Source organism: Sphingobacterium sp. B16(2022) (assembly GCF_012030425.1).
GTDB classification, from domain to species: Bacteria; Bacteroidota; Bacteroidia; order Sphingobacteriales; family Sphingobacteriaceae; genus Sphingobacterium; species Sphingobacterium anhuiense.
In genome coordinates this window covers 463,409-477,638 of sequence record NZ_JAAUVN010000003.1, presented here as the reverse complement: position 1 = coordinate 477,638, position 14,230 = coordinate 463,409, and the positions used below count along the sequence as shown (strand labels likewise).

At 36.0% G+C, this 14,230-nt stretch carries 9 protein-coding genes; 8 read left to right on the top strand and 1 reads right to left on the bottom strand.

Annotated features, from left to right (window positions below; translation table 11 throughout):
• The first annotated feature begins 45 nt into the window (after window positions 1–45).
• From HCX49_RS16570 to HCX49_RS16540, 7 genes are all read left to right on the top strand, one after another.
• Window positions 46–2,331 (top strand): GH92 family glycosyl hydrolase, encoded by a 2,286-nt coding sequence (locus tag HCX49_RS16570; RefSeq protein WP_168127651.1) that lies wholly within the window; start codon window positions 46–48, stop codon window positions 2,329–2,331.
• A gap of 281 nt (window positions 2,332–2,612) precedes the next feature.
• Window positions 2,613–4,133 carry a DUF6377 domain-containing protein gene (locus HCX49_RS16565; protein ID WP_237682829.1) on the top strand — a complete coding sequence of 507 codons (1,521 nt, stop codon included), beginning with the start codon at window positions 2,613–2,615 and terminating at the stop codon, window positions 4,131–4,133.
• A gap of 242 nt (window positions 4,134–4,375) precedes the next feature.
• Entirely contained in the window at window positions 4,376–7,315 is a 2,940-nt protein-coding gene (locus HCX49_RS16560) for a SusC/RagA family TonB-linked outer membrane protein (protein ID WP_237682828.1), read from the top strand.
• 11 nt (window positions 7,316–7,326) lie between these two features.
• Window positions 7,327–8,847 (top strand): RagB/SusD family nutrient uptake outer membrane protein, encoded by a 1,521-nt coding sequence (locus HCX49_RS16555; protein ID WP_168127648.1) that lies wholly within the window; start codon window positions 7,327–7,329, stop codon window positions 8,845–8,847.
• A gap of 39 nt (window positions 8,848–8,886) precedes the next feature.
• On the top strand, window positions 8,887–10,359 hold the full coding sequence (locus tag HCX49_RS16550) for a glycoside hydrolase family 30 protein (protein ID WP_168127647.1): 1,473 nt from the start codon (window positions 8,887–8,889) through the stop codon (window positions 10,357–10,359).
• Window positions 10,360–10,371: 12 nt separating this feature from the next.
• A complete protein-coding gene (locus HCX49_RS16545) occupies window positions 10,372–11,709 on the top strand; it encodes a DUF5125 domain-containing protein (protein WP_168127646.1) in 1,338 nt (445 codons plus the stop codon).
• A 434-nt stretch (window positions 11,710–12,143) separates the two neighbouring features.
• On the top strand, window positions 12,144–12,512 hold the full coding sequence (locus tag HCX49_RS16540; RefSeq protein ID WP_021190059.1) for a hypothetical protein: 369 nt from the start codon (window positions 12,144–12,146) through the stop codon (window positions 12,510–12,512).
• A gap of 209 nt (window positions 12,513–12,721) precedes the next feature.
• Here HCX49_RS16540 and HCX49_RS16535 read toward each other — a convergent pair whose 3' ends face one another.
• Window positions 12,722–13,246, bottom strand: a complete 525-nt coding sequence (locus HCX49_RS16535) for a hypothetical protein (RefSeq protein ID WP_168127645.1) — start codon at window positions 13,244–13,246, stop codon at window positions 12,722–12,724.
• Window positions 13,247–13,466: 220 nt separating this feature from the next.
• Between HCX49_RS16535 and truA the strand changes: the two genes are divergently transcribed.
• Window positions 13,467–14,228 carry a tRNA pseudouridine(38-40) synthase TruA gene (gene truA, locus HCX49_RS16530; RefSeq protein ID WP_206368547.1) on the top strand — a complete coding sequence of 254 codons (762 nt, stop codon included), beginning with the start codon at window positions 13,467–13,469 and terminating at the stop codon, window positions 14,226–14,228.
• Window positions 14,229–14,230 lie beyond the last annotated feature (2 nt).

Genomic DNA, 14,230 nt, shown 5'->3' with positions numbered 1-14,230 from the left:
GAAACCTTGCTTCCTGCGGTTTCAATCAAAATGAAAAATACAATAATGAATTTTAAAAAAATTTTAGGAGCATTAGTTTTATTGCTCTCTGTTCAGTTGAGCAAAGCACAGTCATTTAGTCCTGTCGATTATGTCAACCCATTGATCGGGACACAGTCTAAGTACGAATTGTCAAATGGGAATACCTATCCAGCTATTGCAATGCCATGGGGCATGAATTTCTGGACACCACAAACAGGCAATATGGGTGATGGCTGGGTCTATATATATACGGCAGATAAAATCAAAGGTTTTAAACAAACCCATCAGCCAAGTCCTTGGAATAATGATTATGGACAGTTTTCTATTATGCCAACAATTGGAGAACCAGTCTTTGACCAAGAAAAGCGTGCGAGCTGGTTTTCCCATAAAGCAGAAGTCGTAAAACCGTATTTCTACAGTGTATATCTTGCAGATCATGATGTGACTACAGAATTAACACCATCGGAGCGAGGGGCAATATTTCGTTTTACCTTTCCAAAAACTGCAGCAGCTCAGGTGGTTATTGATGCTTTCGATAAAGGATCATACATTAAAGTAATTCCAGAAGAAAATAAGATAATCGGGTATAACACCCGGAATAGTGGTGGCGTGCCTGATAACTTTAAAAACTATTTTGTCATCGTTTTTGATCGTTCATTTGATTTTAAAGCAGCTGTAAAGAGTGGCGATATCAAAAATGATGTATTAGAAATGAAAGATAACCATGCAGGTGCTATCGTAGGATTTAAAAATTTGAAACGAGGTGAGCAAGTTATCGCTCGTGTTGCATCATCATTCATCAGCTTTGAACAAGCGGAGCTAAACCTTAAAGAAGTTAAAGGCAAAACGTTTGATGAGATAGTTGCGGTAGGAAAAGCGAAATGGAATGAAGTATTGGGACGTGTTGAGGTGAAAGATCCAGATATTGATCGTTTAAAAACTTTTTATTCCTGTTTGTATCGTTCGACTTTATTTCCGCGAGATTTCTCAGAAATAGATGCAAAAGGAAAAAGGGTGCATTATAGTCCTTATAACGGACAGGTTCTACCCGGAGAAATGTTTACAGATACCGGATTTTGGGATACATTTAGAAGCTTATTTCCCTTATTGAATCTCATCTACCCTGAAATGAATGATCGTATGCAGGCTGGACTGGTAAATGCATATAAGGAAAGTGGATTTTTACCAGAATGGGCTTCCCCGGGGCATCGCGAGTCAATGATCGGTAATAATTCGGCCTCAGTGGTGGCAGATGCTTTTACAACAGGAAGAAAAGGATATGATGCTGATCTATTATGGGACGCTGTCGTGCATGGGGCAAATAACGCTCATCCTAAAATTTCAGCAACAGGAAGGTTCGGTCATGAGGTGTATAATACATTAGGGTTTATACCTATTGATAAGAATATCAATCAAAATGTCGCCAGGACTTTGGAATATGCCTATAATGATTGGAGTATCTATCAATTTGGAAAAGCCTTAGGAAAACCAAATTCAGAAATTTCAATTTATGCAAAGCGTGCCATGAATTATAAAAATATTTATGATGCTGAGACAAAATTGATGCGTGGAAAAAAATCTGATGGTACTTTTATTACACCTTTTGATCCAAGTGCCTGGTCTAAAGAGTATACTGAAGGAAATGCGTGGCACTGGAGTTTTTGTGTCTTCCATGATCCGCAAGGTTTGATTGATTTAATGGGTAGTAAAAAGGCTTTCAATGCAATGCTTGATACCGTATTTGTGATACCAAGCTACGAGGGCATGAAGAGCAGAAGTATGATCCACGAAATGAGAGAAATGCAAATCATGAATATGGGCCAATATGCACATGGTAATCAGCCAATTCAGCACATGCCATATCTCTATAATTATGCTGCTGAGCCTTGGAAAGCACAATATTGGGTGCGCCAAATCATGGATAAGCTTTATCTGCCAACTCCCGATGGTTATTGTGGTGATGAAGATAATGGACAAACATCTGCTTGGTATGTTTTCTCAGCTTTGGGTTTCTATCCCGTAGCTCCAGCTTCGGGCGAATATGTATTGGGATCACCACAATTTCAATCCGTCAAATTAAATCTACAAAATGGGAAAACACTGAAGATCGACGCGACTAATCAAAATAAAGATAACGTATACGTCAATGAAGTAAAGGTTAATGGGAAAATGTATACCAAGAATTTCTTTCAATATAAGGAGCTAATGAAAGGGGGGGAGTTGCAATTTGATATGGCTGATAAACCGAACAAAAAAAGAGGAATTAAAGATACTGATGCACCCTACTCATTCAGTAAAATGAAATTGTAGCAATAAATCAATTTTGAATATACTAACGAAAATTTTTAAAAGAGATCTTTAATGCCAACAAAGGTTGTTATTAGGCTGTTAAACAGGGGGCGACAATTTTTTGTCTGCCCCCTGTTTGTTTTTTATAGCTAAAATATGATATATTTATCTTCAACCATTGGGGAATTTAAATAATGACGAAACGTTTTATTACTCTTTTTTTATTCTATTTTTTCATTTTAACAGTCTTTGCGCAAGATTTGAGCGATAGTATAAGTCTATATCGCAAGCTTGATTATGTTATGGAAAATCAAGAACTCTATGTGAAAAAAAGAGAAGATCATATTGCTAAACTTAAACAGGAAGCCTCTTTGGTAAAAAAAGATGAACATGACTATCTAAAGAAAAATTACGAAATATTTAAAAACTATAAAAAGTTTCAATCCGACTCAGCATTGCATTATATTATGCTATGTCGACAATTAGCTTTAAAAAATTCAGATTCGTCATCAATAGCCGTAAGTCTAGATCTGGCTTGGATCTATTCTTCAATAGGTAGGTACATTGAGGCAGAACATGTATTGCAACAGTTAAATCCCACGACACTATCAAGTACATTATTACCGCAATATTATGAAACTTATAGCGCTTTTTACAGCCATTATGGCCAAAGCAATAATCATGAAAAATACTACCAGGCCAGTGAGCGTTACCGAGACTCCTTGTTAATGGTTCTTGATCCTCAGTCTTCTCAGTTTAAAAGTGCAACAGCGATTAAAATCCTATTTCAAGGACAGCGAGAAGAGGCTAAGACCTTATTTAAAGCCATGTGGAAGGAAAACAAAGAAGATTTAGAACAAAGAGCACTTATTGCCTATTTCATAGGACTAATCTATAAGCAGGAAAAAAATATAATCGCACAGCGTTATTATTTTGCGCAGTCAGCAATTGCTGATATTGAAATTGCTAATCGTGACAATGCCTCTTTGCAAGATCTGGCATTGACTTATTATGAGCTCCGCGACTTTGATCATGCATTTAAATTTATCGAAAAAGCGATCGATGACGCAATGGGTTGTAATGTTCGTTATCGTATAGTAGAAGGCACATCTTTTTATCCGATTATTAACGCAGCTTATCAGAAGAAAATCAATACCCAGAATAGACAGTTACAAGTGATGTTAATTGTCATTAGCTTTTTATCATTGATCTTGATTATCGGTTTGGTATTTATCTTTAGGCAGGTACAACGACTAAGGTTAACACGTGAAGAACTTTCGATGACCAATAGCAATTTACGTAAACTGAATGAAGAGGTCAATGATAAAAACATGCAGCTCTTTGAATCAAATCACATCAAAGAAGAATATATCGCCCAATTTTTTGATCTCTGTTCCAATTATATTGATAAGATGGAAGACATACGGAAAGCACTTCTTAAGAAAGCCAGTACCCAGCAATGGGATGCGATCAAAGATCAACTGAAATCCACACAGATGGTCGAACGGGAAGTGCAGCAGTTATATATTAATTTTGACCGCATTTTCTTAAATCTATATCCTTCATTTGTTGCAGATTTCAATAAACTGCTTGCTTCAGATGAGCAAATCCTACCCAAGAAAGGTGAGTTTCTAAATACTGAGCTCCGCATTTTTGCCTTGATTCGTCTGGGCATTTCAGACAGTGTTAAGATCGCGAGTTTCTTACGTTACTCCCTTCGCACAGTCTATAACTATCGGACCAAAGTCCGCAATAAAGCCGTTGGAAATCGAGATGATTTTGAAGATCAAGTCCGACAAATTGCAGTAATTGATCGCTCTTAAAGGTCAATCTAGTACTTTTTAACTCCCTAAATTTTATTTAACCATCTTGTTTTAAGGTGTTTAGAAAATATGATCAGTACTTTTTAGATTTAGACCCTTTTATCCCGCTCAGCGTTCTAGTAGCTTTGTTTTTGTCATAGAGCTGGGGAATTCTATGGCTATTTGAGTAGTTCTCAAACTAAATTATTGAAACCATTTTATAAATGCTTATGATTTTCTTTACTAAGAAAGCAACTCTTTTTATGTGGGTAATTTATTTCTTTGCGATAGTCGGTACATCCGTCGCTCAGGATAAAATACAGATCAGTGGACGTGTACTTGATGTCCAAGATCAAAAGCCACTAGGAGGTGTTACAATTGTTCAAAAAGGAACAGTCAATGGCGTATCTTCTCAAGAAGATGGACGCTTTCAAATCTCGGTTCCATCCGGAACAACTTTGTTATTTACCTACGTTGGTTATGATAGAAAGGAAGTGGTGGTCAATTCTAGCAACCTGACAGTACAATTAAGCTCTTCTGCCAATGTACTGGAAGATGTGGTTGTGATTGGGTACGGTAGCGTAAAACGAAAAGATGTAACCACAGCAATCTCATCGGTATCAACAAAAGATCTTGAAAAAAGACCAATTGTCAATGTCGGTCAAGCAATTCAAGGAAAAGCTGCAGGAGTTGCGGTAATACAGCCGAATGGTGCACCCGGAGCTGAAATGTCTATTAAAGTCCGTGGTACAACATCTTTTAATGGAAGTAATGATCCACTTTATGTCGTCGACGGAGTACCGGTCGATAATCTAAAATTTTTGTCTCCAAATGATGTGACAGATATTCAGATTCTGAAAGATGCATCTTCAGCAGCGATTTATGGATCTTTAGCAGCAAATGGTGTCGTGCTCATCACCACCAAATCAGGTAAAAGTGGAGAAGCCAAAATCAATCTCAATGCGCAGTACACAGCAAATATCGTTAATAATAGTTTTGACGTTCTCAATGTCCAACAATATAAAGAGCTGCAGGATGAAATAGGAATGGTAAACTTGCCATCAGGACTTGCTGATCAAACAGACTGGGCTAAGGAAGCATATAAAACAGGAATACAGCAAAACTATCAATTGTCAATCTCAGATGGGACAGAAAAGTTGCGTTATTTTCTTTCTGCAGGTTATGTGAATGATAAAGGTGTCCTAGAAGGATCGTTCTTTAAACGCTATAATTTTAGAGCTAATATCGATAATCAGTTAAGAAAATGGATGAAAGTAACAGCCAATATCAATTATTCAGATTACAACGATAATGGTATAATTACGGGTACTGGAGCAAGTAGGGGAGGTGTGGTACTATCCGTGATCAATACTCCTACCTATGCACCAGTTTGGGATCCTGTAAATCCAAATCAATACTATAATAATTTTTATGGAATAGGAAATATTACAAGCCCATTGGAAAATTTAGCACGAGGTAAGTACAACAATAATCGTGAGAATCGCTTATTGGCGACAGGTAGTACCTTGATCACTTTTATGCCTGAATTGACTTTCAAATCTTCTTTTACAATGGATAGAAGAAATGCTTTAACCACAAATTTTCTTGATCCAATATCGACAGCATGGGGGAGAAGTCAATTCGGAACCGCCTCAGATTTTAGAAATATGAATACCAGATTAACTTGGGATAATGTATTGACTTATACCAAAAATTTTGGTAAACATAGTTTAGAAGCTATGGCAGGGTCATCATGGGTAGATTCAAAATATACCAATAGTTATATCAATGGGTCCAACTATCGTAATGATCTGATTCAAACCCTGAATGCTGCAAATAAAATTTCGTGGAATGGAACTGGTTCTGGCGCATCTAATTGGGGGATGATGTCTTACTTTGCACGTGCAATGTATAACTACGATGGAAAATATATGTTAACGGCTAATGTACGGGCAGATGGATCTTCCAAATTAAATCCCAAAGATCGCTGGGGTTATTTTCCTTCTCTATCAGCGGCATGGCGCGCATCGTCTGAATCCTTTATGTCAGATATCGAATGGATAAATGATTTCAAAATTAGGGGAGGTTGGGGACAGACAGGAAACCAATCCGGAATAGGAGATTATTCTTACCTCCAATTATACAATATAGAACGTTTTCAGTGGTTTCAAGTAGGACTGGAAAATGCTGTCCCTAATATTAATCCAGCAGGCCTACGTACACCAGATTTAAGTTGGGAAACAACTACGCAATCCAACGTAGGAATTGATTTTGCAGGATTCAATAATAGGTTAAATGTAACAGTAGATTATTATCATAAAAAAACCAAAGATATGTTGATGTATGCTAGCCTTCCAGCAGGGAATACAGCCTCAACAATCGCCCGTAATGAAGGTGAAATGACCAATAAAGGATTTGAACTAACTGTCGGATCGAAAAATCTAAATGGAGATTTTACATGGAATACCGACTTTAACATATCATTCAACCGAAATAAACTCGATAAAGTAGAGCTTCAAAAAATATATTACGCAGCAAAGACCAGTGAAGTTGTTAATGATTATGTCGTAAGAAATGAGCCAGGTCGAGCATTAGGAGGATTTTATGGCTATATCAGTGATGGTGTTAATCCAGAAACCGGAGAATTGATGTACCGAGATCTAAATGGAGACGGAAAGATATCATCTTCAGATCGTACATACATTGGCGATCCAAATCCAAAATTTACATATGGGATGACTAATAGCTTTTCTTGGAAGAATTTTGATCTTAGTATTTTCTTACAAGGAACCTATGGAAATGATCTTTACAACGCTAGTCGTATGGAAATGGAAGGAATGTATGACGGGAAAAATCAAATTACTAAAGTATTGGATCGCTGGAAGATTCCTGGACAAATCACAGAAGTACCGAAAGCTGGATATGATATGAAAAATTCGAATTATTTCATTGAAGATGGAAGCTACTTACGATTGAAAAATATTTCATTGAGTTATGGTTTCGCTTCAGAAAAGTTAAAACGCAACGGTATTCAAAAAATACAGCCTTATTTTTCAGCCAGTAATTTGTTGACGTGGACCAAATATTCAGGCATGGATCCAGAAGTAAATCAATGGGGTGGAAGTGGAACTATTCAAGGGATTGATTGGGGAACTTATCCACACAGCCGCTCATTTGTTATAGGTGTTAACCTTGAATTTTAATGAAAATCATCATGAAAATAATATATAGATATCTGCTTATCTTGTTGGTGTTTAGTACATTGCTGTCGGCCTGTTCATTGGTCAGAGATCCACTAGATTCATATTCCGACATTACAGAAGGAGAAACCGTTACAGGTGAAAAAGTTGTATTTAAAGATAAAGCTGCAGTAGACAATTTTTTGGCATCTTTGTATAATCAAATGCGTGATCGTCAGGAACATTGGTATGTTGATTTACTGTTGATTGCAGAATCCCATGCCGACAATGCATATGCAGGTACAACAGGAGCACAAGTTGTGCCTTTTGAGAGTAATGCTATTGAAGGCTCTAACTCTGTAGTAGAAAGAGATTGGGATCGCTATCTTGAAGATATCGCACGCGCCAACCGTTTGATTATACACGTGGATAGTGTAGCTGATCGATCAGTTAACGATGCTGAAATTAAATTGTATAAAGCACAAGCAAAGATATTTCGCGCATTGGCAATGTTTGATATGGTAAGAATTTTCGGATCTATCCCAGTTATTACAACCATAGCTGGAGATATTACCTCGGAAAATATTGTTGAAGTATATCCACAATACTTTCCAAAACAAAGTACGGAGGAAGAGGCTTATATGCAGATTGAAAAAGATTTGCTGGAAGCATTAGTTGATGCTCCGAATACAAGTTCCTCCAATAAAACAATATTTACTAAATCTGTAGCAAGAGCCATGCTTGCCAAAGTTTATGCCGAAAAACCATTACGTGATTACAATAAAGTTGTCCAGTATGTGGATGCTCTTGCTACCGATGGCTTTGATCTGAATGTTAATTATTCCGATATCTATGCCATGAATGCTGGTAATACAGATTTAGCACAGCGTAATACACGTGAATCAATCCTAGAAGCACAATTTCTTCCAGGAGCAGGTAACTGGGCAACATGGATGTTCGGCCGTGACCTTTCGAACTACGATAATAGCTTTACATGGGCCAAATGGGTAACTCCTTCGCGAGATTTAATTCAGACCTATCAAAATGAAGGTGATCAAATTCGAATGAATCAATCAATCGTTTATTATGTAGCCACATGGAGTAACTACTATCCGGCATCACACTATCCCTTTATGTTCAAGTTGCGATCAGGTATGAGTAGTATGGTAAAACTAAGATATGCCGATTTATTATTACTGAAAGCCGAAGCATTGATTATGCAAGCAAGTCCCAACTTAACTGCTGCTGCAGATATCATAGATCGTATAAGAGAAAGAGTAAAACTTCCGAAATTAGATAATTCAATACGTGTTGCTAAAGATCGTATGTTGGATGCATTATTGAAAGAGCGACGTTTAGAATTAGCTTTTGAAGGACAGCGTTGGTTTGATTTAGTCCGATTGGATAAAGTCGAATCTATTATGAATGCAGTTTACGCAAAAGATTCAGGGCGTAAATCGCAAGTTTACCCTTTTAATAAGAATTCATACCGCCTGCCGATCCCACAAGCAAAGATCGATCAGAATCCAAATTTAGTGCAAAATCTAGGGTACTAATTAATTGAAAACTTTATGAAACGCAAAAATAATAACACTATGATATATACACTCCTGTTGTCCTGTTTAATCACGGCAACATCATGTAACCGAGATAGCTATAAGCCTTCAGCTTCAGATAACATAAAAGACAAAGGCGATGTAACGATTTATACAACAACCAATACACGCTCCCAAGATTTTACAAAAGGATTTATAGATTTCAGTACGAAATTTAATATGTCACCAAACACGATCACATTAGATCCTACCCAAAAGTTTCAAACGATGGACGGTTTTGGTGCCGCTATTACAGGATCTACTTGTTATAACTTAATGAAGATGAGTAAAGAAGATCGCACCAAGTTTTTAACAGAAACTTTTTCAGATGAAAAAGGTATGGGAATGAATTATATTAGAATCGCTATTGGATGTTCTGATTTCTCTTTAAGTGAGTATACCTGTTGGGATAAAGAAGGGAAAGAAAATTTTGCTTTGCAGTTCGAAGAGAAGCAATATATCCTACCTGTGCTAAAAGAAATACTGGCAATCAATCCATCAATCAAAATTATGGGTTCTCCATGGACACCGCCCAAATGGATGAAAGTAAATAATTTGACAGATTTGAAACCTTTCGATTCTTGGAAGAGTGGTCAATTAAACCCTAAGCATTACCAAGACTATGGATGGTATTTTGTGCAGTGGTTGCAGGCAATGAAAAAAGAAGGTATCACGGTATCTTCGATTACAGTTCAAAACGAACCGTTAAACCGTGGTAATTCGGCTTCGTTATACATGACCTGGCAAGAACAACAGGCTTTTATTAAACAAGCATTAGGTCCGCAATTGAAAGCAGCTGCGTTAGAAACTAAAATCTATGCCTTCGATCATAATTACAACTATGATAATATTGCTGATCAAAATGACTATCCTGTGAAAATTTATAACGATGCAGGTGCCGCTTCTTATATAGCTGGAGCCGCATTTCACAATTATGGCGGTGACAAAGCTGAATTATTGGATATTCATAACCAACGTCCAGATAAAGAACTGGTCTTTACAGAAACATCTATCGGAGAGTGGAATGAAGGTCGAAATCTTGAAAAGAGATTAATGGAAGATATGCGTGAAGTAGCGTTAGGAACGGTCAATAATTGGAGCCGGGCAGTTATAGTTTGGAATCTGATGTTAGACACCGATAAAGGACCAAATCGTGAAGGGGGATGCCAGACCTGTTATGGTGCTGTTGATATCAGTAAATCTAATTTTAAGAATATCACACGCAATTCGCACTACTACATTGTAGGACACCTTTCGTCAGTCGTAAAATCTGGTGCAGTTCGTATTGGAGCGAAAGGATATACAGCAGAGGGGCTAGTGTACACTGCATTTCAAAATAAAGATGGGTCTTATGCAATTGTATTGCTGAATGATGCCGAAGAAAATAGAAAGATTACAATAAGTGATTCAAAAAATCATTTCAGCTATGAGGTGCCGGCTAAATCAGTAGTTTCTTATCGTTGGGCCAATTAAAATCTAAAAAATATGAAAAGACCTATTTTAAATTTCCTATTAGGAACTGTCGCAGTTGCGACGCTGTATTCCTGTAAAAAGGATGAAAAATATGTGTATCAAATAGGTGAGCCCAAATTGGAAGTGAAATCAGATATGTCAGCAGCTCACTTTGGAGACAGTTTAGTATTTCAAGTACATGCTTCGGATCAAGAGATTGCTTTATCGACTGTAAAAGTACAGTTGTTTTTTACAGATGACCAAGTGTCGGAAACCACTATACGAACAAAGGAAAATGGAGACTATTCTGGAAAGATCTTTATACCCTTCTATAAGAATGTGCCAAATGGTAAGGCAACGTTAAAATTTATTCTACAGAATATTAGTCAGAAAATGACTGAACAGTCTTATGAAATTGATTTGACTAGACCAGATTTTCCTTATTTGAATTTAGTAACAGAGTCTAAATCCTATAAGATGGAGAAAATAGGGACTAATGAATATGCGGTTACAGAAAGTTTTCCATCTTCAGTAAAGGGTTATATCCAGGCTCCAAAAGTAGGTGAGCAAGGAAATCTAATGAATTTTGGTTGGGTCAACAATACTGTTGAAATTGGATCTACGACTGAAATTCCTTTTACCAATTTAACTTCCGGTGTATATAGCATAAAGTTTAATACCTTGACTTATGAAGCATCGCCATTCATAAATATTTATTTGAATGGTAATTTATTAAGTCGCATGGATGATGATCATTTTAAAGGAGAGTTGGAGCTGAAAAATGGTGAACAGGTTACATTTGATGGTATCGACGATGTGAAAAACTGGTGGATTGATCCGGATTATTTCACACAAAAGTCAGATGGATCCATCAATTTTAACGGTATTAATGGAAAGTATCGTATAACGGTAGATTTTAAATTGAAGTATTTTCTTGTAGAAAGCATGGATGGAGCAAATCTGGCATCACTGAAAGCCGATGGTACAGGAGCTATCTGGATCATTGGAGAAGGTATTGGTAAGCCCGGCATTGCAACTAACCAAGTTGGTTGGAGCCCAGAGAGGGCTTTGTGCATGATGCCGATCGGAAACAAAAAATATCAAATTACCTTGAAGGCCGGAGAGTCCATTCATGCAAGTAATATCAACTTCAAATTTTTCCATCAAAAGGATTGGGGGGGCGAGTTTGGAGCAACAAGTATCAGTACAGATAATGATATGATTTTTATTGGTGACGGCAATAATGGCAGGGATTCGGGTAATTTAGGCATAGTTTCTGGTAAATCTCTTGCTTTAGGAACTAGCTATATTTTGACGGTAGATTTGAGTCAGGGTAATAGCAAAGCTATTCTGACAGTCGTGAAAAAATAAGCAAATTAAAGAAGTATATGTAGGCCTTTACTCATAATTGAGTAAAGGCTTTTTTATTGAATAGGTAAGTTAAAAATCACGATAGGGTAAAAAAAAACTATCATTTTGATAGTAGCCGATCATTTTGATATTGATATACAGTCTTTTGATTTTTTTATAATTTACTTAAACTGTTGTTTTATTGTTTGTTCGGTCTGTTACGATTATTTGGCACAAATTTCGTGTATCAATAGCAAAAAGAGAAAGTGGTTTTAGTGAATAAGAAGTTTTGGTTAGCTAATGATTGCTTTGAAAGTGATTGTTGGAATCATATAACAAAACAGTGACAAAAATATGTAGAAACTGATCAATATTCTGGGGGTTTTGATCGTTTTTTATATGTTGACAAGGTGATTTTTTAAGAAATTTAACAAGAAGATATAAATAAAAAAGGAATGGATACAATTAATGAAAATATAGCTACAGATTATATAACTGCTCATTACAAAGAAATAAATAATGAAATACGTCAGTTGTCCAACCATAAAAATTTCGCAGGGATTCTTCAGGCAGTCGTAAATTTTTTAAAGTCACAACTAACAAATGGACAAATACAAAAAATAGGTGACCGTATAAAAGTGATGGGCTGGCTTCATAAACGTGGAAATGATTATGTGCGGTTTATTATTGAAAACTTATTTGTGCGTTCTTTTGACAGTATGAAAAAAAGCTGTACACCGCCACAATGGGAGGATTTATATAGAAAATTTCCTCTGGATCTAAAAAAAGTTTATGCAGCACAAAAAGCAATGGCATACAGGTAAAATCTACTATTTAATAATAGAGAGGAATAATCAGATGCTTTACGGGTTGCATTGACTAAATACTTTGGATTGATTTAAAGATATACTAAAAATTGGGAATGTGATAGAATGCATTCCCAATCTTATTTCCTAAGTTGTTCTCATATTTACTGATGTAAATTCCGATTTATATTTATTCGAGTTCATATTTTGTGAGAAGAAGAACATTTTTATGCCGTGATATAGGACTTTAGGTCTTTCAATTGTTTGCGGTATGACCAACTACCAGCATATTCTGTCAGAATAAATAAAATTAATACAAAAACAAGACAAACGATAAATAAGTTTACTTGATCAGGGAATAATAACTCCATTTTATTTAGGGCTGGAATAATGCTTACCTTATTAAAATAACAATATAAAATGCCAAACCCCGATGCGATAAATGTAGTGATGTAATGAAAGCTTTTATAATTTGCTAGTTCTAATCGTAGCTCATGATAGAACGATCTTACATCTTGAATATTTTGAACATTGATGGTATTACATATTTTATAAAAAAAATAAAACCGGCTGAAGTAATAGCTGGTAAAAATGAACAAAATACTATAAAAGAAATAGTATATCAATGCTAGTTCTTTAGTAAATCCAAAATAAGTCGGCAAAAAAGCAAGTAAGAACATAGCCAGAACTTGTGCCGAAAATTCCATTTTCATTTTTGATTTGATAGATTGAATGATGCTTAACGTTTCCATATTTTTGGTTTTAAATTGTTATTGTTTAATTATTATACAGTAAGTAAGAGAAAATTATAAACGTTACACTTTTTTTTATTTCTTTTAAAACCTTGATATATAGGAAGCCCATTTTCGTCTTAAATTGTAAACTGCCATTACTTTTATGAATTTATTCAGACAGTTCTATCGTATCATTATTCTTGTATCTTCTTGCTAATTCATACCTTTGTCCTTGAAAATGGAGAAAAGTAGATTTTTTATAGAAGTAGCTTATTTTGGGAAAAATTACCATGGCTGGCAGGTTCAAAATAATGCAATTTCTGTTCAAGAGCGATTGAATGACGCTTTAGCAATTCTATTGCGTGTGCCAACAGAAACGATTGGAGCAGGTAGAACTGATACCGGTGTTCATGCCAAACAATTATTTGTTCATTTTGATGCAGATGCCACTGGAATATTAGCAAATCCGGATCGTTTTCTATATGCATTGAATGGTTTATTACCTCATGATATTGCCGTTAAATCTGTTTTACCTGTTCATGAAGATGCACATGCCCGTTTTGATGCGGTGCGTCGCTCTTATGAATATCACCTTCATTTCGAAAAAGATCCTTTTATATATGCATACTCTTCATTTTTAAGAGATATTCCCGATGTAGAAAAGATGAATAAAGCGGCCGAATTTTTGTTAGGGAAACAAGATTTTAGTTGTTTTAGCAAATCAAATACACAAGTTTTTACCAATATATGCACGATATCAAGAGCCGAATGGATCTGGGAAAGTGAAGGGAAACTTATTTTCCATATCACAGCAGATCGATTCTTACGTAACATGGTACGTGCTGTTGTTGGAACCCTGTTAGAGATCGGAATAAAAGGTAAACCAATTTCATTTATGGAAGAAGTCATTGCTAGTCAAAATCGTTCAATGGCCGGTACATCTGTACCTGCTCAGGGCTTGTATTTGACTGAAGTGGCCTACCCTTACCCTGTAAAATAGAA

Bases quoted from the DNA above. Each gene is read 5' to 3' on its own strand.
- HCX49_RS16570 (WP_168127651.1), top strand. From the start codon at position 46: ATGAATTTTAAAAAAATTTTAGGAGCATTAGTTTTATTGCTCTCTGTT.
- HCX49_RS16565 (WP_237682829.1), top strand. From the start codon at position 2,613: ATGGAAAATCAAGAACTCTATGTGAAAAAAAGAGAAGATCATATTGCT.
- HCX49_RS16560 (WP_237682828.1), top strand. From the start codon at position 4,376: ATGTGGGTAATTTATTTCTTTGCGATAGTCGGTACATCCGTCGCTCAG.
- HCX49_RS16555 (WP_168127648.1), top strand. From the start codon at position 7,327: ATGAAAATAATATATAGATATCTGCTTATCTTGTTGGTGTTTAGTACA.
- HCX49_RS16550 (WP_168127647.1), top strand. From the start codon at position 8,887: ATGATATATACACTCCTGTTGTCCTGTTTAATCACGGCAACATCATGT.
- HCX49_RS16545 (WP_168127646.1), top strand. From the start codon at position 10,372: ATGAAAAGACCTATTTTAAATTTCCTATTAGGAACTGTCGCAGTTGCG.
- HCX49_RS16540 (WP_021190059.1), top strand. From the start codon at position 12,144: ATGGATACAATTAATGAAAATATAGCTACAGATTATATAACTGCTCAT.
- HCX49_RS16535 (WP_168127645.1), bottom strand. From the start codon at position 13,246: ATGGAAACGTTAAGCATCATTCAATCTATCAAATCAAAAATGAAAATG.
- truA (WP_206368547.1), top strand. From the start codon at position 13,467: ATGGAGAAAAGTAGATTTTTTATAGAAGTAGCTTATTTTGGGAAAAAT.